The organism is Arthrobacter koreensis, assembly GCF_009193255.1.
Lineage (GTDB): Bacteria > Actinomycetota > Actinomycetes > Actinomycetales > Micrococcaceae > Arthrobacter_B > Arthrobacter_B koreensis.
This window is the reverse complement of the sequence record NZ_WACG01000005.1, coordinates 71060-94641: the sequence shown is the minus strand read 5'-3', so window position 1 is coordinate 94641 and position 23582 is coordinate 71060. Positions and strand designations below refer to the sequence as shown.

Here is a 23582-nt window from a genome sequence, read left to right as displayed (position 1 = left end):
GATCCCTGTCGTTGGGGCCTCCGCTGGAACCGGCGTTCGCTCAACCTGGCGCCCGTGTTGCCAGCGAAGTCTGGCCGGACCCGGCGTTCCCACGCTTTGATGCCCGTGTTGCTGGTGGGGTCTGGCTGGAACCGGGGCTCCCACGCCTTGGTGCTCCTGTTGCTGGTGTTCCTTGGTGCATCCGGCATTCCCACTCGTCGATACTGCTGGCAATTAGTGTGACCCCAGGAGTGCACGCGTGTAACAGTGACTGGGAAACGGCGGCCACGGACCCGCGGCGGCAACGGACCCGCGGCCGCGGCGGACACGGACCCACGGCGGAAACAGCGGCCTCGGACCCTGAGCCGGACGTAAAGGGCCTTTCCAGACCGGATCTCCTGACACCGGAGATGCCCCGGGCATGCAAAAGGGGGCCGCCCGCCGGGCAGCCCCCTGAATGCAGCGGAAGACTAGGCCTGCGGCGGCTTGGTCATGGAGAGGACGTCCAGTGCGGCGTCGAGCTGCTCTTCGGTGACTTCGCCGCGCTCGACGAAGCCGAGCTCGGTGACGGCCTGGCGGATGGTCTTGCCTTCCTTGACCGCGAACTTCGCGATCTTGGCAGCGTTCTCATAGCCGATGTACTTGTTCAGCGGCGTGACGATCGAGGGGGAGGCCTCGGCGAGGTAGCGTGCACGCTCCACGTTGGCTTCGATGCCGTCAATCATCTTGTCCGCCATGATGACGGAGGAGTTGGCCAGCAGGCGGATGGACTCCAGGAGGTTCGACGCGATGACGGGGATGCCCACGTTGAGTTCGAAGTAGCCGAAGGTGCCTGCCCACGCGATCGCGGCGTCATTGCCGACAACCTGGGCGGCAACCTGCATTACGGCCTCGGAGATGACCGGGTTGACCTTGCCCGGCATGATCGAGGAGCCCGGCTGCAGGTCGGGGATGGCGATTTCGCCCAGACCGGTGTTGGGGCCGGAGCCCATCCAGCGCAGGTCGTTGGCGATCTTCGAGAAGGATACTGCGATGGTGCGCAGCATGCCGGATACCTCAACGAGGGCGTCGCGGTTAGCCTGGGACTCGAAGTGGTCCCGGGCTTCGGTCAGCGGCAGGCCGGTATCCGCGGCGAGCAGCTCGATCACGCGCTGCGGGAAGCCGGCCGGGGTGTTGATGCCGGTTCCAACAGCGGTGCCGCCCAGCGGAACCTCGGCGACGCGGGGCAGGGAAGCCTGGACGCGCTCGATGCCGTAGCGGACCTGTGCGGCGTAGCCGCCGAATTCCTGGCCCAGGGTCACAGGGGTGGCATCCATGAGGTGCGTGCGGCCGGACTTGACGACGTCCTTGAACTCCTCGGCTTTGCGCTCCAGCGAAACTGCCAGGTGTTCCAGCGCGGGGATCAGGTTGTTGATCAGGGCGGAAGTGGCGGCAACGTGGACGGAGGTCGGGAAGACGTCGTTCGAGGACTGGGATGCGTTGACGTGGTCATTCGGGTGAACCGTGGTCTCGCTGCCGGCAGCCTTGAGGGCGCGGGTGGCGATCTCGGCCAGGACCTCGTTGGTGTTCATGTTCGAGGACGTGCCGGATCCGGTCTGGAACACGTCGATCGGGAACTGCCCGTAGTGCTGGCCGGCAGCAACTTCGTCAGCCGCAGCGGCAATTGCCTTGGCGCGCTCGTCGTCGAGCACCCCCAGTTCGGCGTTGGCGGTGGCGGCAGCCTTCTTGATGCGGGCAAGTGCCTCAATGTGGGCGTCGTCCAGCGGCTTCCCGGAAATGGGGAAGTTCTCCACGGCACGCTGGGTCTGGGCCCGGTAGAGGGCGTTTACCGGGACCCGGACCTCACCCATCGTGTCATGTTCAATGCGGTATTCAGCGGAGTTGGAAGTCATGGCTACCAGCCTAGTCGGCGCGCCCGCCGGCGCTGAAAACGCGTGTCGGAATGGGGCAGGATTCCTGCCCGCTAGCCGGCCGCTAGATCAGTGGTTTCAGGCTCAAGGCTGCCGATGCTGGACACCAGGTCCGCGCGGCCTTCAGCCAGCCGGTAGGAAAGGCCGACGACGGCGGTTTCCCCGGAAGCAACGGCGTCGGAAATCAGGCGGGAGCTTTCAACCAGCCGCTCGGCGGTCTGCCGGGTGTGCTCGACGACCATGTCATTGACGTCCTCCAGGCCATTCCGGCGTGCGGCCAGCACCGAGGGGGTGATGCGTTCGACCAGGTTCCGGACGTAGCCGGCGGGCATGGAGCCGGTGTCAACAGTGTGCTTGGCAGCGGTGACGGCGCCGCAGCTGTCATGGCCCAGGACGACGATCAGCGGGACGCCCAGTACACCCACGCTGTACTCGAGTGAGCCGAGAACGGCGTCGTCGGTGACCTGTCCGGCCGTGCGGACGACGAAAACGTCGCCCAGGCCAAGGTCGAAGATGATTTCGGCGGCGAGCCGGGAGTCCGAGCAGCCGAAGATCACCGCGAACGGATTCTGCTCGTTGACCAGGGAGCTGCGCCGCGGCGCATCCTGGTTGGGATGGCGTGAGGTGCCGGCAACAAATCGCTCGTTGCCTTCGCGCAGGCGCTGCCAGGCCTGGGCGGGAGTGGTGGGAGCAGTAAGGGGGCTGTTGAATTCGGTCACCGTACAAGAATACGGCGCTTCGGGACCGCTTCGCTGATCTGTTACCGCGGGAAGTCGCGCGCTACGGACAGCGCGGGCGCTGAGGTGCTACTGGCCGGAAGCTGCGAGGTCCGCAAGCACTGCTTCGGCCAGGACGTCTACCGAGGACAGATCGCCTTCGGAGCTGAGCACTACGGTCATTCCATCCACCTCGGTGACAAGGTGCGCTTCACCGTTGGCGCTGTCCCGCAGCTGCCAGGTGGCGCCCCCTGCGTTTCGTTCACCGGCAACCAGGGAGTCGCGGGTGGTCTGGGAAACCCAGGTGGGGTTGCCCGCATTGGTCTGGGTGAGCCGGATGAACTCGGTATCCGGAGTGAGATATCCCACTTCCCAGGCCGGAACACCGGAGTTGACGCCCGAATCCCAGCGCGCGTAGTTTGCGGTCCAGCCTTCGGGCAGGTCCGGGGCGAGCGGATCGTACCCGGCGTCGTCCGCTGCTTCGGCAGCGATCGCCTGGACGTCCACATTGCGCGGCTGGGCCTTCTGGTACGGATTCAGCAGCACCGGAACCAGCACGATCGCCAGCGTGATTCCGGTAGCGATGAGCATTCCAATGACCGTTGCGTTGGCACGCTTGGCCTGCTTGGCGGTCAGGGTGGGGGTTACGGGCTCTTCGGGCTGCTGCTGCTCACTCACACCTCCATGATCCCCTATCCGGGGCGGCAAGTCCTATTCCTGCGCCGCCGCGCTGGGTGGCTTCCGGTGCTCCGGCGGCGTCAAATGCCGGGTGCCAGCGGTGGTACGGACCACTTGGCGACTATGATCGGAGCAAGGAACAGCAGGCGGGCCCGCTGTTGGGGACTGATTCCGGACAGTGCGGCCCGAATTTCAAAGATGAGGTTAGACGTGTCCCAAGGTGCCCAGTACTCAACTCTTTCACCCGCGCTGGCAGTCGGCGACGACGAGCCGGACAGGAACCTCGCGCTCGAACTGGTCCGCGTCACGGAAGCCGCGGCCATCGCAGGCGGCCACTGGGTCGGGTTCGGCGACAAAAACGCGGCCGACGGCGCTGCCGTCGATGCCATGCGCTCCCTGATCTCCACCGTCCACTTCAACGGCGTCGTGGTCATCGGTGAAGGCGAGAAGGACGAAGCCCCCATGCTCTACAACGGTGAGCACGTGGGCGACGGCACGGGGGCCCTCTGCGATGTTGCCGTGGATCCGATCGACGGCACCCGGCTGACCGCCCTGGGCATCAACAACGCCCTGGCCGTGCTGGCAGTTGCCGAGCGCGGAACCATGTTCGACCCCTCTGCCGTGTTCTACATGGAGAAGCTGGTCACCGGTCCCGAAGCTGCGGACATGGTGGACCTGCGCCTGCCGGTCAAGCAGAACCTGCACCTGATCGCCAAAGCCAAGGGCAAGAAGATCAACCAGCTCAACGTGATGATCCTCGAGCGGGACCGGCACAAGCCGCTGGTCCAGGAAATCCGCGACGCCGGTGCACGCACCCGCATGCTGATGGACGGCGACGTCGCCGGCGGCATTGCGGCAGCCCGTGAAGGGACCGACGTAGATGCGCTGATGGGTATTGGCGGCACCCCGGAAGGCATCATCACCGCCTGTGCCGTGAAGACCCTCGGCGGGGTCATCCAGGGCCGCCTGTGGCCCACCTCGGACGAGGAAAAGCAGAAGGCCATCGACGCCGGCCACGACCTGGACCGTGTGCTCTCCACCAACGACCTGGTTACCAGCGACAACTGCTACTTCGCGGCGACCGGCATCACTGACGGCGACCTGGTGCGCGGTGTGCGCTACAAGAAGGACCGGGTCCTCACCCAGTCAATCGTGATGCGCTCAAAGTCCGGGACCATCCGTGTGGTGGACGGCGAGCACCAGTCCCACAAGTGGGAGTCCTACGCCCGCCTGCGCTAGGCGCCCGCGAAACCGCAAAGGGGAGGGCCCGGACAATGTCCGGGCCCTCCCCTTTGCCATGGGGTGGTCTTTGCTACGCGGGCTGATGCCGGCGGATCTCCGCCACCCGGGCGCCAACCGTCGCAACCACGATCACGGCGGCGGCAGCAGCAGCCATAACCGCGGTTGGCGTCGAGAGCAGTTCTCCGTTCACCCGTGACACCGCAATCCAGGACAGCCCCCAGGCCAGTGCAGCAGCGGGAGCCAGGCGGCCCCGGCCATACAACGCCAAACCCACGCCGACGGCGGCAGCAGCGGCCAGCACGATGCCCGCCCACACCACGGGGTCCAGCCCGAAGCCGTCAAATCCGCCGTCGGTCAGGGCTGAGGCGATGTTGGCGCAGACGGCCACGCAGACCCAGCCCAGATACAGGCCAAGCGTTCCGTCCACGACGACGGCGCCGAGCAGGCTGTCCGGCCGGCTGCGGGCGTAGCGGGCGAAGATCAGTGCCAGTACCACCAGCAGGGCGGCAATGACGACGGCGGAGAGCGGTACGGAACCGGCCTGCACGCTGAGGATCCAGGCGGCGTTCAAAACCAGTGAGGCGGACACCAGCCAGCCGAGCCGGCGCTGACGGCTGGAAGCGCGCTGCGAAGGCAGCCACTGGTAGATGGTGTAGGCGCCGAGGCCGGTGTAGATGACGGACCAGATGGAGAAGGCCGGGCTTGCCGGGGCAAGATAGGTGGCGTCTGCGCTCAGGGCCCCGCCCGCGGCTTCCGCGATGGGGGTGCCGCCGAAGACTCCCACGCCGATGACTGACCCGGCGATACAGATGATGAAGGATGCGGTGACCGTGAGCTGCCGGGCCAGGTCCCTGCCCGAGTAGCCCTGCGATCCCATACCTGCCGCACTTGGTGGTTCGGATGGACTGGATGTTCTGGGGGTCGAGGTAGCCATATTCGAGCCTAACAAAGCATGCTTATGATTTTCCGGCGTTTTGGAGCGCCCTCGATTTCAGCTCCATAACAACGGCGCGTTCGAGGCCGGTGCCGGCAGCGAAGTAGGCTAGTTGGCATGACATTGAGCGTTACTCCCTGCACCGATCCGTCCCGCTGGAACAGCCTCGTCAACCAGTACGACGGACACCCGCAGCAATTGTGGGGGTGGGGGAAGACCAAGGCAGAGCACGGATGGCAGGCCGAACGGCTCCTGCTTTCGGACGGCACCGGCGTGGTGGGCACTGCCCAGCTGCTGCTGCGCAGGCTGCCGTTTCCCTTCCGCGCCCTTGCCTACATTCCCCGTGGCCCGCAGGGTGTCCCCGGCCGGGAAACGGAACTGCTTGCCGCCGTCGCCGGTTATGCCAGGCAGAAGCACCACGCCGTGGCGCTGACCATCGAACCTGACTGGGACGCGGACTCGCCGGCGGCTGCGGCGCTGCCGGGTGCCGGTTTCCGCCCCAGCACCAACACCATCCTGATTCCGCGCACACTGATCCTGGACCTCAGGAAGGACGAAGAGGACCTGCTGGCCGCCATGGGCAAGAAGCACCGGCAGTACATCCGCAAGTCCGGCAGGGAAGAGCTGGACTACCGTGCCGTAAAGCGCGACGAACTCCAGCAGTGCCTGGACGTGTACAAGCAGACTGCCGAGCGTGCGGGCTTCGGCATCCACGAAGACTCCTACTACTTCGACATCTTCGACAATCTCGGGGACGACTCGCCGGTGTACGCCGCGTTCAAGGGCGGCGACGTGGTGGCTTTCCTCTGGCTGTCAGCTAGCGGTTACACCGCCTTCGAACTCTACGGCGGCATGAGCGACGAAGGGGAACGGCGGCGGGCCAACTACGCCCTGAAGTGGCTTGCAATCCAGGAAATGAAAGCCCGCGGCATCACCCGCTACGACTTCAACGGGCTGCTGAACGACGGCGTCTCCAAGTTCAAGATGGGCTGGGCGAAGCACGAGAACATGCTGGCCGGAACCTGGGACAAGCCTCTTTCCCCGCTCTACCCGGTCTTCACCGGTGCCCTGCCGCTGGCCAAGACGGCGCTGCGGAAGCTCCTCGGCGGGGTTGGCGCGGTCCGGAGCCGCCTGGGCCGGTAGGACGGGACGGCGGTCCGGGTTAGATCCGCAGGGTGGGGGCGTCCGGGTCTGCGGCGGGTGCCGGGGACCCGGTGGTCACCGCGAAAGCCAGCGCGCCGTCGTCGTGCTGTGCTGAATGGGATGCAAGCTTCGCGATCACCGGTGCTTCATCGGCGCCGATAAAAGCGCAGTCGCCCGGGTTGAGGATGAGGTCCTGCTTCGGCGAATCCAGGACCAGGGAGCCGCGCAGTGCGATGACCAGCGTGGGACCGTTCTGCAGCAGCGGAACGTCCGCCGCGGACATGCTGCCCTCACCCGCGCTCTGCGCCAGTTCAAGCCGCTGCAGGGAGAATTCAGAGAACGGGGGCCGGTAGAGTTCCTGGCCCAGTCCGGTGTGTTCCGCTTCGACGCGGGGAATGCCCAGTGCCTGGAAATCGATGGTCTTCAGCAGTTCCTGCAGGTCCACATGCTTGGGCGTGAGGCCGCCGCGGAGAACGTTGTCCGAGGACGCCATCACCTCCACTCCAAGGCCGCGCAGGTACGCATGGACGTTACCCGCCGGGAGATAGATTGCTTCGCCGGGGGAGAGCGAGACCCGGTTCAGGAGCAGGGATATCAGCACGCCCGGATCTCCGGGGTAGTAGCCGTCCAGTGACCCAAGTTCAGCGACGGCCGGATCAAGGTCGGCTCGTTCAGCGTCGTCCAGGGACCGGACGGCACCAGCCGCGGCGGCAACAGCCTCACGGACTTCTTCGCCGCCGGTGATGAGGCGGCGGAAGACGCTTTCGAGCCGTTCGGTTTCCGGCCGTCCGGACTCAAGGTCCGACGCGGTCTGGACCAGCAGTTCCGGTGCCGGGATGCCGGTTGCCTCGACCAGCCTGGAGACCGAGCGGAACAGCGTGCCGGCGTCCTGAGGCCGGCGGAAGCCGCAGAGGGCTTCAAAATCCGTCAGCGCGAAGATCATCTCCGGCTTGTGGTTGGTGTCCTTGTAGTTCCGGTCTGCCGCTGCGCGGTCAACCCCGGCGGCTTCTTCGGCGGCGAAACCCGCCTGCGCCTGTTCCCGGGTGGGATGGACCTGCAGTGACAGCGGTGATCCGGCAGCAAGCACCTTCGCAAGGAACGGCAGGGCCGGTCCGTGCACGGCAACGGTCTCCCGGCCCAGAAGCTGTTCCGGGTCCCGGGAAATGAGTTCGTCCAGCGTGGCAGGTTCCCCGCCCAGGACGCGGGAAGGCGCTCCGGGATGGGCGCCGAACCACAGTTCTGCTTCGGGTTCCCCGCTCGGGTCACGGCCGAAGAGCTCAGCCATGGCCGTCAGGGAGCCCCAGGCATAGGGGCGGAGGGTGCCTGAAAGCAGATACATGTCTCTCTCTTCGGTTAGTGGTGGCCGCGGACCGGAAAGGACCGGTACACGGCGGGGGAGCCTGGCCGGCGGATTAGCCGACGCTGCAGGACCCGTTGTTGTCCAGCAGCATGGCCAGCGTATCGGTGTCCCCGATCTGCGCCAGTTCCTGGAGATACGCTTCGGTGATTTCCGGTCCCGAAGGCTGGGCGGGAGCGGGGGCTTCCACTGGCGCCGGTGCCGCCGGCGCCTCGGGCTCGGCAGGATCCGACGAGCCGATCGCGCCGTCTTCCACCGGTTCCGGGGCAGGCTCTTCAGCGGTCCCCGCCGCGGCAGCAGCGGATGTGGCCAGCTTCTCCTGCACCCGGGAATGGATGAGGTCAAAGTCCGGGTAGGTTGCGAAGTTATCCGCTGCCGTGCCGAAGTCCGGCGGGCCGATGGTCATCCGCTGGACCTCGTGGTTCTTGGATTTCAGGGCGAGGTCCACGAAGCTGCCCAGCTGGTCCTGCGGAATGTCCGTATGGACCACTTCTTCACCGGCTGAGGCAATTGCCTGGAAGCGGGTCAGCAGGGTCGCCGGATCAAGCTGGGCCACCATTGCCTGCTGGACGCACTGCTGGCGGGCAATGCGGTGGAAGTCGGTCACGAATTCGCGTGAACGGGCGTACCAGAGGGCCGTATAACCGTCCATGGTCTGGACTCCGGGAGCGATCCAGCCGTCCGGCGGGTAGTGGCGGTTGGTGCCGGGGATCTCTCCGGCGGTGATGGGAACCCAGCCTCCGACGTCGATCTTCACGCCGCCCATGGCGTCGATCAGGCTGGAGAAGCCCTCCATGTCAACGATGACGTAGGACTGGATTTCCAGGCCCAGGATTCCGCTGGCAGCGTCCATCATTGCCTCTGCCCCCGGGTCTTCGGACTCCGGGTAGAGCTCGGGATACTGCTCGGTGACAACGGGGTACAGGCTGTTCAGAATGCACTCGTCACCGCAGCTGTAGCCCTCGGGGAAGACCTGCCACAGCGGGGAGTCCGCACTGAACTGGGCGTTCTGGAAGTTGCGGGGGAGGCTGAGGGTGACGATTTGGCCGGTGTCCGCATCGACGCTGAAGACGGACATGCTGTCCGGCCGCAGGCCCGTGCGGTCCGCCCCTGCGTCTCCGCCCAGGAGCAGGAAGTTGTAGCGTCCGTCCACCGGGTCGAAAGCGGGCCCGGAGGCGAAGATGTTGTCGAAGGTCTGTCGGCTGACATTGAGCAGCCAGGCGCCGTAAGCCAGCGAGCCGCTCGTGAGGACCATGAGCAGGACCATGGCTCCGGCAACGGCAGGGCGTACGTTCCGCTTCAGCAGCGGCGGACGGATGATGCGGAAAGTGTTGATGAACAGCAGTGCCCAGCCCACGGCCAGTGCGGCCAGCAGCGCCATGATGAGGAAAGACGCCCAGCTGTTGGTGAAGATGTTCACCAGCAGGACCCGGTTGGTGAGCGCTACCACGGCAACCGCGATCAGGGCTGCCCAGACGAGGAACGTGATGCGAAGGGCCATGCGGCCCAGCCTGCGGTCTCCCGCGACGATCTGCGCCGAACCGGGCAGCACAAGGGTCAGGAACAGGAGCAGGAAGGCCCGTTTGCTGCGCAGGCGCGGCGACGCCGACTGGGGATAGCGGACCGGGTCAGTGTAGACGGCTCCGGATGAACCTGGCGCTGTACTGGCCATGCGCCTGGCCTAGGCGCTTTCCGAAACGGAAGCGCGCAGCCGGGCGCCCTTGGCCATGGCGGTCTGGCGCAGCTCTCCGGCGAAATCGACCAGCTTCTCCTGCAGACTGGCGGCGAGCGGGTCAGTTCCTGCAGCCAGCATGCGCACTGCCAGGAGGCCGGCGTTGCGGGCGCCGCCGATGGATACCGTTGCCACGGGAACGCCGGCAGGCATCTGGACGATGGACAGCAGGGAGTCCATGCCGTCCAGGTACTTCAGCGGAACGGGGACACCAATGACCGGCAGCGGCGTCACGGAGGCGAGCATTCCCGGCAGGTGGGCTGCGCCCCCGGCACCGGCGATGATGACGCGCAGCCCGCGGCGGTGTGCTTCCTGGCCGTAAGCGATCATTTCTGCCGGCATACGGTGGGCGGAAACGACGTCGGCTTCGTAGGGAATCCCGAATTCGGCCAGTGCTGCTGCGGCTGCCTCCATGACGGGCCAGTCCGAATCGGACCCCATGACCAGGCCGACCAGCGGCTTGTTGGCGGTGCTCATGCGTTCTCCTCATTCGGTTCGCGGCCGTCGCGGATGATTGCGGCGGCCCTCTCGGCGCTGCGCCGGACGGCCGGCAGGTCCGCAGCGGACGCTCCGACTACATTAACGTGGCCGACCTTGCGCCCGGGACGCACGGCCTTGCCGTAATTGTGGACCTTGGCAGCGGGTTCGGCCGCGAGGGCCAGCCGGGTACCAAGGTACAGGTCCGGGTTCCCGGCACCGAGGAAGTTCTTCATCACGGCCACGCCGCCCAGCAGTTCGGTGCTGCCCAGCGGCAGTCCCAGCACGGCACGCAGGTGCTGCTCGAACTGGCCTGTGACCGACCCGTCCATGGTCCAGTGTCCGGAATTATGCGGTCGCATGGCCAATTCGTTGATCAGGAAGCCCGGTCCGCGGCCGGGCGTTTCGAAGAGCTCGGCGGCCATGACTCCGGTAACACCAAGTTCGGCAGCGATTCGCAGTGCAGCTTCGGACGCGGCTGCAGCCGTCTCCGGAGCGAGGTCCTGTGCCGGCGCGATGACTTCATCACAGACACCGTTGACCTGGATTGAGTGGACCACGGGCCAGGCAACGGACTCGCCGTCCGGCGTCCTCGCCACCAGCGCCGAGAGCTCGCGGGTGAAAGGGACCTTTTCCTCGGCCAGCAGTGCGGCTCCGGTGAACCAGTCCGCCGCGGCCTCGGCAGCTGCGGTGTCGTCGATAATCCGTACGCCCTTGCCGTCGTAGCCTCCGCGGGGAGTTTTCAGCACTACCGGCCACCCCGTGGCCTTGCCGAAATCAATGAGGTCAGCAACCGAGGAGACAGCGGCCCAGGCGGGATTCGGCAGACCGAGGCGGTCCACGGCTGCGCGCATCACCAGCTTGTCCTGGGCGTGTACCAGGGCATCGGGCCCGGGCTGGACGTTGATGCCCTCCCCGGCCAGGGCACGCAGATGGTCTCCGGGAACGTGCTCGTGGTCGAACGTCAGGACGTCGACGCCGCGGGCGAAGGAGAGCAGGGTGTCATAGTCCGTGTAGTCGCCGACGACGGCGTTTGCCACGGCGGGAACAGCGGATACATCTGGGCCTTCTGCCAGGACGCGCAGTTCAAACCCGAGTTCTGTGGCCGCCGGGGCCATCATCCGGGCCAGCTGGCCGCCGCCGACAACGCCGATAATAGGAAATCTCACGTGTACAGGTTACCGAAGCTGCAGGTACTTCCTGCCGTGTGTCATCGCCCGGACGACTTCCTTCAGGGCCAATTCCCAAGAACTGAAGGTAAAGTGGGTTTCTTACTGCCGTGCCATAGCGCGGCAGTTCCTTCGTCCGGCGGGGATCCCCGTGCGTACACGATTGGCCGCGGAGGGTCATGATTCGATCATTTATTTCCTGGCTCAGGTCACTGGCGTCTGCCTTTTGGCGCGAAGTGGCAAAGTTCGGGACCGTTGGCGCGGTCGCCTTCGTGGTGGACAACGGGCTGACCTGGATCTTCATGCACTCGGTGATGGAAGGCAGCCCGGCTAAGGCACGCTTCGCCGGTGCCACCATCGCCACCATCTTCTCCTGGGTGGCCAACCGCTGGTGGACCTTCCGCCACCGCCGCCAGTCCAACGTCGCCCGCGAATTCGGTCAGTTCATCCTCATCAACGGCGTCGGGATCTTCATTTCCACCGGATTCACCTGGATAGCCCGCTACCCGATGGGCATCACGGATAACGGCACCCTGTTCATGGCAGGGGTCATAGGAATCGGCGTTGCCACTGTGGTGCGCTTCTTCGCCTACCGGTACTGGGTTTTCAACAGCTCAGCCAGCGATGCTGAGGCCGACGAGCTGGCCATGGAACTGACCGTGGACCCGGCCCACTCGGTGCCGCAGGAGCCTGCGGCAGAGACGGCCAAGCCGCTCAGGCCCCAAGCCGAGCAGTAACCTTCTCCGCCGCCAGCATCCGCTCGGTGGCATCGACGCCGGCCCCGGTGAGCACGAGTGTTCCTCCTGCGGACCAAACGGCCAGTGCCGTGCCCAGGATCCTGGCCAGTCCGGCTTCGGCGGGGGCCAGCAGGGTCACCGCCCCCGCTGCTTCCCGGTCCTCGAGCCCGGGCAGGGAAGTGAACGGGGTTGCCTCCGCCCCCGGACCGCCGGCAAGCGCCGCCCCAGGCTCGTCGCCGTATTCAGGCCCCGCCCAGGTGTCGGCAAAGGAACGGACCTCGGCCGCGTAGTCGCTGGTTCCGGCCGGAAGCGCTCCCGGCCAGGACATGGCCAGTGCGGGAAGGGCAACCGCCGCGACGATTTCTCCGGAGCTGCGTGGCTCAGGATGATCCGCGGTGGCCCTTACCGGCGCACCCGAGTCTGCCGATAAGGCTAGTTGGCAGCCGGCCTGCCAGGCTCCCAGGGCCCAGACCAGGGTTTTCCAGTGGGCTGGCAGATCCAGCTCCACGGTCGATCCGGGTTCGGCATCAAGTTCTTCCGCGAGGTAGTTGGAGGTCTTGGCGGCCCAGTTGTCCAGGACCCTGCCGGAAAGCTCCACCCGTTCCGAATCCGGTCCGTACCAGACCAGGGCGGGGGAGGTTGCCTGCTCTGACCTGAGCGTGTTCAGGATGCGGGGGACTGGGTTGGTTGTCATATGCTTTTCGCTTTCGCTTCGAGTGGCGCCGGGCTGCGGGAGCCCCGCCGGGCAAATTCTCGGCGTGGCGCGCCGCCGTCAGAGGGTTCCGACTCTATAGGATGCCGAAACAGCTTGACGTGACCGTATTACACGCGTGTAATTAGGGAACGGATTTGTTCCAGCAAACCATGAACTACATGCGTTCACAGCAGGCTGATTGTCGCCTGTGTGAATCCAGATATCCGCTGCTGGAGCATTTACACCGGGAGGACTCCATGGGGCAAGCAGAGAAGATTCAGGGCCGGCCGGACATCGAGGCGCAGGCTTCCACGAGTTACGGCTCACGCGGCGTGCCCGGCGACTGGTACGTCGATCCCGCTGATCCCGAAGCTGCCGACCGCTACCGCGAGGGAGCAGGCGCCAGCCTGGAAGATGCGGCCACCGCCTTCCTAGCCGCGCATGAGGCCCTCGACGGGGGCGAGACGAAGGGTGCGGAGGATCTTCTGGATCCGCCGGTATCCCTGTTCTCCGCTCCGGCAGAGACCGAGCAGCGCCCGGTATGGATTGGGCTGCCCGGAATCGGCGACGGCTACGCCGACGAGAGTGAACTGGGATGGCAGGCCGACGCGCTCTGTGCCCAGACCGATCCCGAAGCATTCTTCCCGGAAAAGGGCGGCTCAACACGGGATGCGAAAAAGGTCTGCGCTGCCTGCACGGTGCGCTCACAGTGCCTTGAGTACGCTCTGGCCAACGATGAACGCTTCGGCATTTGGGGCGGTCTCTCCGAGCGGGAACGCCGCCGGCTACGAAAGCAGGCAGTCTAATTCTTTCGCACGTCCGCGTATGTGCCGTTGTAGTTGCCCACAACGGTGCCGAGTACCTCCCCGAAACACTCTCCGCACTGGCGGCCCAGACCCGGCCGGCAGATTTCTGCATCGGCGTTGACGCCGGATCGACTGATGCCTCCGCGTCCCAGCTGCAGCTGGGACTGCCGGTAGGAAGCCCCGTGATTGGCGCCCCCGCACGGTCCGGTTTTGGCGCAGCCGTCAAGGCCGGGCTCGAGCAGCTGCCCCGGCGTACCGAGGCAGGGGACCCCACCCAGGAATGGCTGTGGCTTCTCCACGACGATTCGGCGCCCGATCCCGGTGCGCTGGCCCAGCTGCTGCGTGCCGTTGAACTGGCCCCCTCGGTGACCATTGCCGGCACCAAGCAGGTTGAATGGGAAAACCCCCGCAAGCTCCTCGACGTCGGCGTCTCGATCAGCCGCTGGGCTGAACGCCTGACCATGATCGACGTCGATGAACTGGACCAGGGGCAGTACGACTCCCGCAGCGACGTCTTTGCGGTGAACTCCGCAGGAATGCTGATCCGCCGCGACGCCTGGGACGCCCTTGGCGGATTCGACCCGGCACTGCCGGGCACCGGTGACGACATTGACCTCTGCTGGCGGAACCGGCTCGCCGGCAACCGCGTGGTGGTGGTTCCTTCCGCGCGTGTCCGGCACGCCGGCAGCCGGCCAAACCCGGCAGCGTCCGCGAGGGCTGCCCGCAAGGCTGAGGTCTTCCTCCGCCTGAAACACGCTCCCGGCTGGCAGGTTCCCTTCCTGGCACTGGGCGCCGTCCTGGGCGGTTTCGGCCGGTTCTTCCTGGGCATGCTTGCCAAGGACCCCGGTTATGCCGCCGGCTCCCTGGTCTCGAGCATCGCCGCCGTGCTGCGGCCGGTGGATCTCTACCGGTCCCGGCGCAAGGCAGCCGCTACCCGCAGACGCCCCCGGAGCGCCGTGCGGGCCCTGGTCACGACACCGCGGGAAGTGCGCGAGCACCGGCGGTCCGTCCACGAATCCGAGGCCGCCGCGAACGCCTACCGGTCCGAGGAGACCGGCGCAGCGCCTGCGCCGCACGCCTATGAACCCAGCGGCGACTCACACGACGACTTTGCGGCCCTGGCCACCCGTGGGCGGGCCTGGTCCGGGGCGGGTGCGCTGGCCGCCGTCCTGCTCCTGGCCGCCGCGTCGCTGGCCGGCCTGCACCGCCTGGTTGGTGCCCCTGCACTGACCGGCGGCGCCCTGCTGCCTGTATCCGATTCCCTCGCCGTCATCTGGGCCAACGCCAGCGGCTGGTGGAGTGAAGTGGGAGCGGGATACCAGGGGCACGGAGATCCCTTCGATTACGTGCTGTGGCTGCTCGGGGTGGCAGGGCTGGGGAACGCCAGCGCCGCCGTCGTAGTCCTTGTCCTGCTGGCCATGCCCCTGTCCGGGCTCGCTGCCTGGATCGCGTCCGGGGCCCTTACCCGGCGCCCCGGCGCACGCTTCTGGGCCGCCATGGTGTGGGGTTCGCTGCCTGCGCTGCAGGCATCACTCGGCGAAGGCCGGCTTGGTGCCCTCGTGGCCCACATTGTTCTGCCGCTGACCGTCCTGGCGATGGCGCGCGCCGTCGGTGCCGGAACCGCCGCCCCGGATACGCGCGGTGCCGCCGATGCCGATTCCGCGGCTCCCCGGAAGCCCGGCATCCATGGTGCACCCAGCTGGACGGCCGCGGCCGCTGCAGGTCTCCTGCTGTCAATCCTGACCGCCAGCGCCCCGCTGCTGTTCGTCCTCGGCGTCCTGCTGGTCCTGGTGCTCTCACTGCGGCTTCGTTCCCGCGCACGGACCCTCTGGTGGTCCCTGCTTGCACCGGCAGCGCTCCTGCTGCCCGTAGTCCTCTCCCTTTCGGATAATCTCCGGGCGGCCGCGGCAGACCCGGGAGTTCCGCTGGCCTTTGCACCGGCCGCGCTGTGGCAGCAGCTGCTCGGCTATCCGGAAGCGTTCGGCATCTCTGATCCGCTGGCCGGACTCGGCTTCCTGCCGGAGGGTCCCTGGGCCCTGGTGCTCGCCCTGATGGTGGGCGGACCGCTGGTGGCACTGTCCGCCGCGGCGCTCTTCCTTCCCGGCCGCGCCGCGACCGCCCGGCTCGGGTGGGTCATGGCGGTCCTCGCCCTTGCGCTGTCCGGTGCCGCGGCCTATCTCGTCACCGGAAGTGCGGCCGCGGCGCTGGTGACTCCCTACCCCGGTCCGCTGGTATCCGCCGCGGTGTTTGCCCTGCTGTGCGCCGCGCTGCCGGCACTGGACAGACTGCTGGCCGCCCGCAGGACGGAAACCGGCCAAACCCGCCGTCCCGCTGCCGCCGCAGTAGTTCTCCTTACCGTCCTCCTGGGAGCCGGTCCGGCCGCCAGCCTGGCTGCGTGGACCGTGCCCCAGGCCGCCGGCGAGGCAACCCCGGCCGGAGCCGGTGGAGTCCAGCCCGGCACCCGGCTGGACCTCCGGGAGACCGGGACGCGGGTGCTGCCCGCAACCGCGGCGGACCGCGGGAACAGTGCCGACCAGACCCGGTCCCTGGTGCTGTCCCTGGGACCCGGCGACGACGTCACCGCCACGCTGATGCGCTCGGGCGGAAGCACCCTGGACGGACTCAGTGCGGGCTACGCCGCACGCGCCGTCGAAGGCATGCCGGGCAGTGAAACGCTCGGTGAAGACGACGGCGCAAGCGCCGCCCTTCGCAGCACTGTCGCCGTCATCACGGCCGGAACGGGCGTGGACCCGCGCGAGGAGCTCAGCCGGCTGGGAGTGGGCTATGTGGTGCTGCAGGCATCCGATACCGCCGCCGAACTGCTGGCCGACCGTTTGGACGCCGTGCCGGGCCTGGCATCCGTAGGCCAGACCGGATCCGGCTGGCTCTGGCGCGTAACCGGAGCGCTGGATGAACAGGGCACTGAGACGCTCGCAGGGCAGACCGCACGGCTCCGCATTATTGATGCCCAGGGCCAGACCCTCTCCCTGGTGCCATCCGGCAGGGTCACGGCAGATGCAGCAATCCCGGCGGGTCCGGAAGGGCGCCGCCTGGTCCTGGCTGAACGAGCCGACACCGGCTGGCAGGCAACGCTGAACGGCAAAGCGCTCGAACCCTCCACGGACGGCTGGGCCCAGGCCTTTGACCTGCCGGAAGAGGGAGGCGACTTCAGCCTCAGGTATTCAAGTCCCTGGGAACCGTGGACCTCGATTGTGCAGGTCATCGTCTTCGGTTTGACCGTGCTGCTCGCGGTGCCCACACCCTCCCGCTCCGGTGCCATCCGGCTGCCCGGCAAGCAGGGGCCCGTGCGTTCCGCTGCCGCGGCTCCCAAGGAGGAGGCCGACGCCGACGCGGCGGGCGGGGAGCCTGGTCCTCGGGAGCTGGCCAAGGAACCGGCGCTGGCCCGGGATCGCAAGGCCGGGCGTGCCCGACGGGGCAAGCCGGCCGGAGGGAAGGCCCCCGGCCGGAGCCGCGGAAGCGGCGCAGCCCGCCAGCGTGCGTCCGACGCAGGAGCGCCGGCCGCCAAGAGTTCGTCTGAAGGAGTGCACTGATGGCCGAGTTGACCGGGTCAACCGACGCGGGGGCATCGCGTGCTCAAACCCGGGAGCGCCGCGCTGCGGGCCGGAGGACGGCGTACGCAGCAGTCTCAGGGACCGTCCTGGTAGTGACCGCAGGCGCGCTCATCACGGCATCGGCCATCGCGGCGCCGCCGCGCTCCGAGCTGGACGTGCCGCCTCCGGCCACCAGCGTTCCCGCCGGAATACTCACGGGTGTGTGCCCTGAGCCGCTCCGGCTGCTTGCCGGCAACGCCGCCTCGACCGACGCGGAGTTCAGCCCGGTTTCCGAGTCCGCGGCCACCGCGGTGACCACTGCGGTTATCTCTGCAGCGGGTGCTTCCCTGCCTCCGGCCCAGCTCTCAGCACTGGACAGCGGAGACGCCGTGGCCTCCCTCAAGGACAACCCGGAGGTCCCCCTGGCCGGCACCAGGCTGGCCGGTGTGCTGGCGAAACAGCAGGTCACGTCTGTTACCGCCTTCGAAGCTGAACCCAGCGGGGACCAGCCGGCTACCGCCAATGCGGTCATGGGCTACACCGCCACGGACGGAGACCTTGCCGGACTCGCCGCGGCGAACTGCCAGACGCCTTCGAATGACATGTGGCTCCTGGGTGCCCGGACGACGGTCGGGGCCACGGCCGTGCTCAAGCTGAACAACCCCTCCGCGACGGCCGCCACGGTTGACCTGGAGATCATCGGCTCGGAGGGGCGGGTAGAGGCCGGAGGCAGCCGCGGGATCGTGGTGGCACCGGGCCAGACCCGTTCAATCGTCCTTGCCGGCCTGGCATCGGGGCAGGAATCGGCAGCGGTGCGGGTGCGCAGCTCCGGGGGACCGGTCAGCGCCTTCATAGAACAGAGCATCCTGCGCGGACTCACCGCAGGCGGGGTTGAAATCATAGAGCCCACTGCGGCTCCTGCGCCGCGCCAGGTGGTCACGGGGGTTGCGCTGCAGTCCCCGCAGGCCACCCGCGAACTGATGGAGCAGGAAGGCTACGATTCAGTCCAGCCCGTCCTTAACGTCGCCGTTCCGGGGACAACGGACGCATCCGTCCACCTCCGCGTTTTCGGCGAGCGGGGCGAAGTGGAGATTCCCGGCGGCGGTGTTTTCAGCGTTCCTGCCGGCACGGTGGGAAAGATTCCGCTGTCGGAACTGCCAGCCGGGACCTACTCCCTGGATTTGTCTTCGGACGTCGCCGTAGCCGCTTCAGCTGTGTTCAGCCGCGGTACCAAGCCCGAAGAACCGGTGGAGCTGGCAATAGCCCCTGCGGACACGAGGCTGGGCAGTGAACACCTCGCCGTGGCAGCGCCGGGCGGCAGTTCCACCCTGGTGCTCACCGCGCCTGACGGCGACGCCGAGGTACGGGTCCGGGCTGTGGGAGCAGACGGAACCCTGCAGGAGGAGAAGGTAATCCAGGTTCCCGGCGGCAGGACACTGTCACTGAAACCCGGAGACCTCGGAAGCGGCGAACTGCCCGCCGTCCTGGTCAGCGCACTCGGCGACGCCGTCTACGGAGCGCAGCTCGTGACGGGGGAGGGCCCCGGGATATCGGTGCTGCCGCTGCCGGAGGGAACCTCGGGAAGCCAGTCCATTCAGGTGGGAATCGGCTACTGACTCACGGCCGTTACCCGCGGGCCGCTAGAGCGGCCGAAAGCGGCCGTATGTTGGATCGATCGACTCCGGATCCATCCCCTTCAGGGACGCCAGCTGTTCCACCACGACGTCGTGGATCAGTTCGTTGACAGGTACCAGTCCGCGGGCTGTCGACTCCACGGGACGGCGGTAGATGGTGATTACCGGCGGCCGGGGGCCACTCCCCGCGCTGGAGGAAGCCAGTGGCACGGCGCCTCCGCGGCGGACCAGTTCCTCCAATCCGTCCGGAATTTCCTGGACGATGAACTGGTAGGTCTGGATGTCTTCGCCCCAGAGCCGCTCCAGCCGCTGGGCGGATTCCATCACCCAGTCATCGAAGCGTTCGGCGCGGGTCCTGGACCCGGCCAGGTGTGCCGGGAGCAGCTCCCCGCGCAGGCCCCGTCCGTGCCTGTTCCGGCGACGGCGGCGGAACGGGCGTGCGGCGGGCCCCGGCTCACCTCCGCCGGATCCGCCGTTGGTGCTGGGGGAAGATCCTGGAACCATGGCACCTACTCTAGCCCGCACACTGCCCGCCGGGGAGACCATGTCCGGGGCCTCCCGGGCTCCGGCGTGGCTGCCCAGGGCAAGAGGCGCCTGGGGGTACAGTTATGACCCGTGGGATCCTTACGTCTTTGTTCACGTTCAGCGTGCCGGCAGGCCGCCGTCGCAACTTTGACGTACGTGTACGCAGATTCAACCGCAGTGCTTGGACCCCTGGCCACCTACGCCGAGCCGCACTGCTATGACCTGTGCGAGCTCCACGCCGAGCGCCTCACCGCTCCCCGCGGCTGGCAGGTTCTCCGCCTGGATCTCGGCGCACTGCCGCGGACACCGGGTCCGGATGAACTTTCTGCCCTGGTGGATGCTGTGCGTGAGCCGGAGGAAGCTCCCGCCGCGGAAGAGCCCGTCCGCCGCAGCGGCAAGCATGCCCTGGAACCGCCGGCGGATCTCCCCGCTACCCGCCGTTCGCACCTGCGTGTGCTGCGCGAAGAAGTCAGCGAACCAAGCTGAGCTGAGCCGTGGGGCTTCGCACGCTATAGGCTGGGGGAATCAGCCGGGGATGAACCGCGGCCGTGACCAGTCAACCGTTTCGCAAGGAAGTGCCGCAGCATGGCTAACCTGACCGCTGATCTCCTGGATGTCCTGCGTTGCCCGCAGACCCACTCACGCCTGGTGCAGGAGGGGGACGAACTCGTTTCCACCGCGCCCGGACCGGACGGCAAGCCGCTGCGCTACGCCATCGCGGAAGGCATTCCGGTGCTGCTCCCGGCATCCGCCGCGCCGGCCGACGACTCCGAGAACTGAGGATCCTGAACCTGTGAGCATCGATTTTAAAGTAGCTGACCTCTCCCTGGCCGAAGCCGGCCGCCACCAGATCCGCCTGGCCGAGCATGAAATGCCCGGCCTCATGGCACTGCGGCGCGAGTACGGCCCAAGCCAGCCCCTGGCGGGAGCCCGGATTGCCGGGTCGCTGCACATGACCGTCCAGACCGCCGTGCTGATCGAAACCCTGACCGCACTGGGTGCCGAGGTCCGGTGGGCCTCCTGCAACATCTTCTCCACCCAGGACGAAGCCGCCGCCGCAGTGGTGGTTGGCACCGGAACACCGGAGGATCCCCAAGGCGTCCCGGTCTTCGCCTGGAAGAACGAAACCCTCGAGGAATACTGGTGGACGGCCGAGCAGATCCTCACCTGGCCCGAGGGCTCCGGCGGCCCGAACATGATCCTGGACGACGGCGGAGACGCCACGCTCCTGCTGCACAAGGGTGTTGAGTTCGAAGCCGCAGGCTCCGTCCCGGCCAACCCGGCCGAAGATGATCCGGACTACTCCTACGAGTACACGGTCATCCTGGACACCCTGCGCCGTTCGCTGGCCGAGGCACCGGGTAAATGGACCGAAATCGCCAAGGGCATCCGCGGCGTCACCGAAGAGACCACCACCGGCGTCCTCCGGCTCTACCAGCTGGCAGCAGACGGACAGCTGCTGTTCCCCGCGATCAACGTGAACGACTCGGTCACCAAGTCCAAGTTCGACAACAAGTACGGCATCCGCCACTCGCTGCCGGACGGCCTGAACCGTGCCACGGACACCCTGATCGGCGGCAAGGTCGCCGTTGTCTGCGGCTACGGCGACGTCGGCAAGGGCGCCGCGGAAGCACTGCGCGGCCAGGGCGCCCGGGTGATTGTTACGGAAATTGACCCGATCTGCGCGCTGCAGGCGGCCATGGACGGCTACCAGGTGGCACGCCTGGAATCCGTGGTGGGCCAGGGCGACATTTTCATCACCACCACCGGAAACAAGGACATCATCATGGCCTCCCACATGGCCCGGATGAAGCACCAGGCGATCGTGGGCAACGTTGGCCACTTCGACAACGAAATCGACATGGCCGGACTGGCCCGCGTCCCCGGAATCCGCAAGGTGGAGATCAAGCCGCAGGTCCACGAATGGATCTTCGACGAAGGCACCGAGGACCAGCGCAGCATCATCGTGCTCTCCGAAGGCCGCCTGCTGAACCTGGGCAACGCCACCGGACACCCGTCCTTCGTCATGTCCAACTCCTTCGCGAACCAGACGATTGCCCAGATTGAACTGTTCACCAAGTACGGACAGGACAAGGAAGACGGCACCCCCGAATACGCCAACCAGGTGTACGTGCTGCCCAAGATTCTCGATGAGAAGGTCGCCCGGCTGCACCTCGACGCCCTTGGCGTAGAGCTCAGCGAACTGACCAAGCCGCAGGCCGAATACCTGGGCGTGGACGTGGCCGGTCCCTACAAGCCGGACCACTACCGGTACTAGGCCCTCACGCCGGAATCCAAAGCCGCGCCGCTCCCAACGGAGCGGCGCGGGTTTGTTGCGGGATTGCTGGTGCGCGGTCTAGGGGTCCGTAAACGGGAGGCGGTGCAGCCGGCGGCCCAGCTGTTCGGACCGGTCGTGTTGTGCGCTCAGGCGGGCGAAATCACGCTCCCGGCGCTGGGCAACGACGGCGCGGAGGTAGGACTCCGGATAGGTGCCTGCGGGCGGCGGCGGAGAGACGAAGGCGGACACCTCTGTTGCCAGCGAAGCGGCCATGGAGGCGCGGGCCGGAGGCGCCATCCGCTCCGACTGGGCCAGGAACCGGGACACGCGCCGGGAAAGGGGGTCCGGCAGCCGGCCAATGTCCGCCAGCTCCGCCCAGGGTGCGAGTTCCTGAGGCATGGCCACGGCGGCCGGCGGGGGAGCCTTGACCCGCTCCCGCATCGAGTACGTCCCGGCAAGCATGTCCCCGAGGCGCTTGGACTTCTCGTTGAAGACCGCGGTGACGAAAGCCAGCGAACCGGCCAGCATGTAGATCTCCAGGACGGCCAGGAGTCCGCGGGTGAATGCCTGGCGGAAACGCACCGCACCGCCGTCGTCACGCACGATGCGCAGGCCCATGACCAGCCGTCCCAGCGACTTGCCGCGGGTCAGCGTTTCGACTGCCACCGGAATCACCACGATCACCAGGACAACACAGGCCAGCAGCAGGGCCCGGGTCAGTGCCGGATCGAGTGCCCCGTCCAGGGTATTGCCGATCAGGAAAAACAGCAGGAGCAGCAGGAGCAGCTGCGAGACGACGTCGATCAGGACGCTGAGCCCCCGGGCCGCGAAAGAGGCCGGGCGCAGTTCAAGGACAACGGCTTCACCCGTGACCACCGTGCTCATGCCAGCCCCCTGCTTCAGCTTTCAACGTCAGGGTTCCCACTTTACCCATCCGTGCCGCGGAGATGGGCGGTCCACGCGGCCGCGCCCGCTAGGGTGGAGGCGTGGACCTGGATGCCTTCGCCGCCGTACACAGCCCGGACTGGAAGCGGCTTGATGAACTGATCGCCCGCCGCCGCCTGAGCGGGGCTGAGGCGGACGAACTGCTGCAGCTGTACCAGCGCGCCTCCACGCACCTCTCCGTGATCCGTTCGGTGGCGCCTGAAGGCGCGCTGTCCGCAGCCCTGTCAATGCGGCTCTCCCGCGCCAGAACCCGGTTTACCGGCGCCCGGTCGAATTTCTTCGAGGACCTGGCCGGTTTTTTCGTGTACTCCCTGCCCGCGGCGTTCTACCGGGTCCGGATACTGACCGTGGTCATTGGAGCACTCTTTGTCCTGGTCTCGGCGCTGACCGCCTACTGGGTGGTGAACACGCCAGGTGTCCTCGCAGCCATGGGAACGGATGCCGAGCTCCGCCGCTACGTGGAGTCGGATTTCGCTGCCTACTATTCGGAGAATCCCGCGGCGTCCTTCGCCGGCATGGTCTGGACGAACAACGCCTGGATCGCGCTGCAGGCAGTGGCTTTCGGCGTCACCGGGATATGGGTGCCCTACATCCTGTACCAGAACGCAATCGGTGTGGGCACGGCGGCAGGCACCATGGCGTCCTTCGGCGAGCTTGACACCTTCTTCACGTACATCCTTCCCCACGGGCTCATGGAACTCACGGCAATCTTCATCGCGGCGGCGGCCGGACTCCAGATCTTCTGGGCCCTGGTTGCGCCCGGACCGCGTCCCAGGGTAGCGGCGCTGGCTCAGGAAGGCCGGTCCCTGATGACGGTGGCGCTGGGGCTCGTGGTGGTCCTGTTCATCTCCGGGCTGGTGGAAGGTTTCGTCACCCCCAGCGGGCTTCCGGCCTGGCTGCGCATTACCATCGGTGCGCTGGTGCTCGCCGCCTACTGGGCGTACACCCTGATCCTGGGCAAGCGTGCCTACGAGGCCGGATTCCGCGGTGACCTGCTGGCACGTGATGCGGGCGAGGCCGTGGTCCGCTCGGCCTAGGGCCCGGAACCTCCGACGGAAACGCTGTCCGGACTCGC

The 23582-nt window shown here is 67.1% G+C and carries 21 protein-coding genes; 10 read left to right on the top strand and 11 right to left on the bottom strand.

Annotation, left to right across the window (positions count from 1 at the left end):
• Positions 1 to 449: 449 nt before the first annotated feature.
• The 3 genes from GD628_RS11170 to GD628_RS11160 all read right to left on the bottom strand — a co-directional run bounded on the left by GD628_RS11170 (position 450) and on the right by GD628_RS11160 (position 3283).
• Positions 450 to 1871, bottom strand: coding sequence for a class II fumarate hydratase (locus GD628_RS11170; RefSeq protein WP_091606751.1), 1422 nt, complete (start codon positions 1869 to 1871; stop codon positions 450 to 452).
• A gap of 71 nt (positions 1872 to 1942) precedes the next feature.
• Complete coding sequence (locus GD628_RS11165) at positions 1943 to 2608, bottom strand: carbonic anhydrase (RefSeq protein ID WP_091606750.1); 666 nt, start codon at positions 2606 to 2608, stop codon at positions 1943 to 1945.
• Positions 2609 to 2695: 87 nt separating this feature from the next.
• Positions 2696 to 3283, bottom strand: a complete 588-nt coding sequence (locus GD628_RS11160) for a DUF4245 domain-containing protein (protein ID WP_226802493.1) — start codon at positions 3281 to 3283, stop codon at positions 2696 to 2698.
• Positions 3284 to 3481: 198 nt separating this feature from the next.
• Here GD628_RS11160 and glpX point away from each other — a divergent pair, with 198 nt between their 5' ends.
• Positions 3482 to 4522, top strand: coding sequence for a class II fructose-bisphosphatase (glpX, locus tag GD628_RS11155; RefSeq protein ID WP_091606747.1), 1041 nt, complete (start codon positions 3482 to 3484; stop codon positions 4520 to 4522).
• Positions 4523 to 4595: 73 nt separating this feature from the next.
• On the opposite strand, the gene GD628_RS11150 is transcribed toward glpX, so the two are convergent.
• Positions 4596 to 5402 (bottom strand): TspO/MBR family protein, encoded by an 807-nt coding sequence (locus GD628_RS11150; protein ID WP_152274767.1) that lies wholly within the window; start codon positions 5400 to 5402, stop codon positions 4596 to 4598.
• A 174-nt stretch (positions 5403 to 5576) separates the two neighbouring features.
• Here GD628_RS11150 and GD628_RS11145 point away from each other — a divergent pair, with 174 nt between their 5' ends.
• The gene (locus tag GD628_RS11145) at positions 5577 to 6602 is read left to right on the top strand and encodes a lipid II:glycine glycyltransferase FemX (RefSeq protein WP_152274766.1); all 1026 of its coding nucleotides are present in this window, start codon (positions 5577 to 5579) and stop codon (positions 6600 to 6602) included.
• A gap of 19 nt (positions 6603 to 6621) precedes the next feature.
• Here the strand turns inward: GD628_RS11145 and manA are convergent, their stop codons facing one another.
• The 4 genes from manA to GD628_RS11125 form a co-directional block, all read right to left on the bottom strand.
• Positions 6622 to 7941 carry a mannose-6-phosphate isomerase, class I gene (gene manA, locus GD628_RS11140; protein ID WP_152274765.1) on the bottom strand — a complete coding sequence of 440 codons (1320 nt, stop codon included), beginning with the start codon at positions 7939 to 7941 and terminating at the stop codon, positions 6622 to 6624.
• Between the two features lie 73 nt (positions 7942 to 8014).
• Positions 8015 to 9631 carry an LCP family protein gene (locus GD628_RS11135; RefSeq protein ID WP_152274764.1) on the bottom strand — a complete coding sequence of 539 codons (1617 nt, stop codon included), beginning with the start codon at positions 9629 to 9631 and terminating at the stop codon, positions 8015 to 8017.
• Positions 9632 to 9640: 9 nt separating this feature from the next.
• Positions 9641 to 10168 (bottom strand): 5-(carboxyamino)imidazole ribonucleotide mutase, encoded by a 528-nt coding sequence (gene purE, locus GD628_RS11130; protein ID WP_091606732.1) that lies wholly within the window; start codon positions 10166 to 10168, stop codon positions 9641 to 9643.
• Positions 10165 to 11337 carry a 5-(carboxyamino)imidazole ribonucleotide synthase gene (locus GD628_RS11125; RefSeq protein ID WP_152274763.1) on the bottom strand — a complete coding sequence of 391 codons (1173 nt, stop codon included), beginning with the start codon at positions 11335 to 11337 and terminating at the stop codon, positions 10165 to 10167. Before GD628_RS11125 ends, purE begins: the two co-directional genes overlap by 4 nt.
• Positions 11338 to 11516: 179 nt before the next feature.
• On the opposite strand from GD628_RS11125, the gene GD628_RS11120 reads away from it, so the two are divergent.
• Complete coding sequence (locus GD628_RS11120; RefSeq protein ID WP_091606726.1) at positions 11517 to 12074, top strand: GtrA family protein; 558 nt, start codon at positions 11517 to 11519, stop codon at positions 12072 to 12074.
• On the opposite strand, the gene GD628_RS11115 is transcribed toward GD628_RS11120, so the two are convergent.
• On the bottom strand, positions 12052 to 12768 hold the full coding sequence (locus GD628_RS11115; RefSeq protein WP_091606723.1) for a TIGR03089 family protein: 717 nt from the start codon (positions 12766 to 12768) through the stop codon (positions 12052 to 12054). The genes GD628_RS11120 and GD628_RS11115 overlap by 23 nt on opposite strands.
• 257 nt (positions 12769 to 13025) lie before the next feature.
• On the opposite strand from GD628_RS11115, the gene GD628_RS16845 reads away from it, so the two are divergent.
• Genes GD628_RS16845 through GD628_RS11100 form a run of 3 tightly spaced genes read left to right on the top strand, consistent with a single transcriptional unit; the run spans position 13026 to position 18741 of the window.
• Positions 13026 to 13574, top strand: coding sequence for a WhiB family transcriptional regulator (locus GD628_RS16845; RefSeq protein ID WP_091606721.1), 549 nt, complete (start codon positions 13026 to 13028; stop codon positions 13572 to 13574).
• On the top strand, positions 13520 to 17125 hold the full coding sequence (locus GD628_RS11105; protein WP_152274762.1) for a glycosyltransferase family 2 protein: 3606 nt from the start codon (positions 13520 to 13522) through the stop codon (positions 17123 to 17125). The genes GD628_RS16845 and GD628_RS11105 overlap by 55 nt, the downstream gene beginning before the upstream one ends.
• The gene (locus GD628_RS11100) at positions 17125 to 18741 is read left to right on the top strand and encodes a DUF5719 family protein (RefSeq protein ID WP_152274761.1); all 1617 of its coding nucleotides are present in this window, start codon (positions 17125 to 17127) and stop codon (positions 18739 to 18741) included. The genes GD628_RS11105 and GD628_RS11100 overlap by 1 nt, the downstream gene beginning before the upstream one ends.
• Positions 18742 to 18765: 24 nt before the next feature.
• Here GD628_RS11100 and GD628_RS11095 read toward each other — a convergent pair whose 3' ends face one another.
• Positions 18766 to 19263: a metallopeptidase family protein gene (locus GD628_RS11095; RefSeq protein WP_091606713.1), complete on the bottom strand. Its 498-nt coding sequence runs from the start codon at positions 19261 to 19263 to the stop codon at positions 18766 to 18768.
• A gap of 111 nt (positions 19264 to 19374) precedes the next feature.
• On the opposite strand from GD628_RS11095, the gene GD628_RS11090 reads away from it, so the two are divergent.
• The 3 genes from GD628_RS11090 (at position 19375) to ahcY (ending at position 21562) form a co-directional block, all read left to right on the top strand.
• Positions 19375 to 19770: a DUF3499 domain-containing protein gene (locus GD628_RS11090; RefSeq protein WP_091606710.1), complete on the top strand. Its 396-nt coding sequence runs from the start codon at positions 19375 to 19377 to the stop codon at positions 19768 to 19770.
• Positions 19771 to 19869: 99 nt separating this feature from the next.
• Positions 19870 to 20064, top strand: coding sequence for a Trm112 family protein (locus GD628_RS11085; RefSeq protein WP_091606708.1), 195 nt, complete (start codon positions 19870 to 19872; stop codon positions 20062 to 20064).
• A 13-nt stretch (positions 20065 to 20077) separates the two neighbouring features.
• Positions 20078 to 21562: an adenosylhomocysteinase gene (gene ahcY / locus GD628_RS11080; protein WP_091606706.1), complete on the top strand. Its 1485-nt coding sequence runs from the start codon at positions 20078 to 20080 to the stop codon at positions 21560 to 21562.
• 78 nt (positions 21563 to 21640) lie between these two features.
• Here the strand turns inward: ahcY and GD628_RS11075 are convergent, their stop codons facing one another.
• Positions 21641 to 22447: an RDD family protein gene (locus GD628_RS11075; RefSeq protein ID WP_091606703.1), complete on the bottom strand. Its 807-nt coding sequence runs from the start codon at positions 22445 to 22447 to the stop codon at positions 21641 to 21643.
• Between the two features lie 101 nt (positions 22448 to 22548).
• Here GD628_RS11075 and GD628_RS11070 point away from each other — a divergent pair, with 101 nt between their 5' ends.
• The gene (locus GD628_RS11070; RefSeq protein WP_193313256.1) at positions 22549 to 23544 is read left to right on the top strand and encodes a stage II sporulation protein M; all 996 of its coding nucleotides are present in this window, start codon (positions 22549 to 22551) and stop codon (positions 23542 to 23544) included.
• The last annotated feature ends 38 nt before the right edge of the window (positions 23545 to 23582 follow it).

Bases quoted from the DNA above. Each gene is read 5' to 3' on its own strand.
- GD628_RS11170 (WP_091606751.1), bottom strand. From the start codon at position 1,871: ATGACTTCCAACTCCGCTGAATACCGCATTGAACATGACACGATGGGT.
- glpX (WP_091606747.1), top strand. From the start codon at position 3,482: ATGAGGTTAGACGTGTCCCAAGGTGCCCAGTACTCAACTCTTTCACCC.
- GD628_RS11150 (WP_152274767.1), bottom strand. From the start codon at position 5,402: ATGGGATCGCAGGGCTACTCGGGCAGGGACCTGGCCCGGCAGCTCACG.
- GD628_RS11145 (WP_152274766.1), top strand. From the start codon at position 5,577: ATGACATTGAGCGTTACTCCCTGCACCGATCCGTCCCGCTGGAACAGC.
- manA (WP_152274765.1), bottom strand. From the start codon at position 7,941: ATGTATCTGCTTTCAGGCACCCTCCGCCCCTATGCCTGGGGCTCCCTG.
- GD628_RS11135 (WP_152274764.1), bottom strand. From the start codon at position 9,631: ATGGCCAGTACAGCGCCAGGTTCATCCGGAGCCGTCTACACTGACCCG.
- purE (WP_091606732.1), bottom strand. From the start codon at position 10,168: ATGAGCACCGCCAACAAGCCGCTGGTCGGCCTGGTCATGGGGTCCGAT.
- GD628_RS11120 (WP_091606726.1), top strand. From the start codon at position 11,517: ATGATTCGATCATTTATTTCCTGGCTCAGGTCACTGGCGTCTGCCTTT.
- GD628_RS11115 (WP_091606723.1), bottom strand. From the start codon at position 12,768: ATGACAACCAACCCAGTCCCCCGCATCCTGAACACGCTCAGGTCAGAG.
- GD628_RS16845 (WP_091606721.1), top strand. From the start codon at position 13,026: ATGGGGCAAGCAGAGAAGATTCAGGGCCGGCCGGACATCGAGGCGCAG.
- GD628_RS11100 (WP_152274761.1), top strand. From the start codon at position 17,125: ATGGCCGAGTTGACCGGGTCAACCGACGCGGGGGCATCGCGTGCTCAA.
- GD628_RS11095 (WP_091606713.1), bottom strand. From the start codon at position 19,263: ATGGTTCCAGGATCTTCCCCCAGCACCAACGGCGGATCCGGCGGAGGT.
- GD628_RS11085 (WP_091606708.1), top strand. From the start codon at position 19,870: ATGGCTAACCTGACCGCTGATCTCCTGGATGTCCTGCGTTGCCCGCAG.
- GD628_RS11075 (WP_091606703.1), bottom strand. From the start codon at position 22,447: ATGAGCACGGTGGTCACGGGTGAAGCCGTTGTCCTTGAACTGCGCCCG.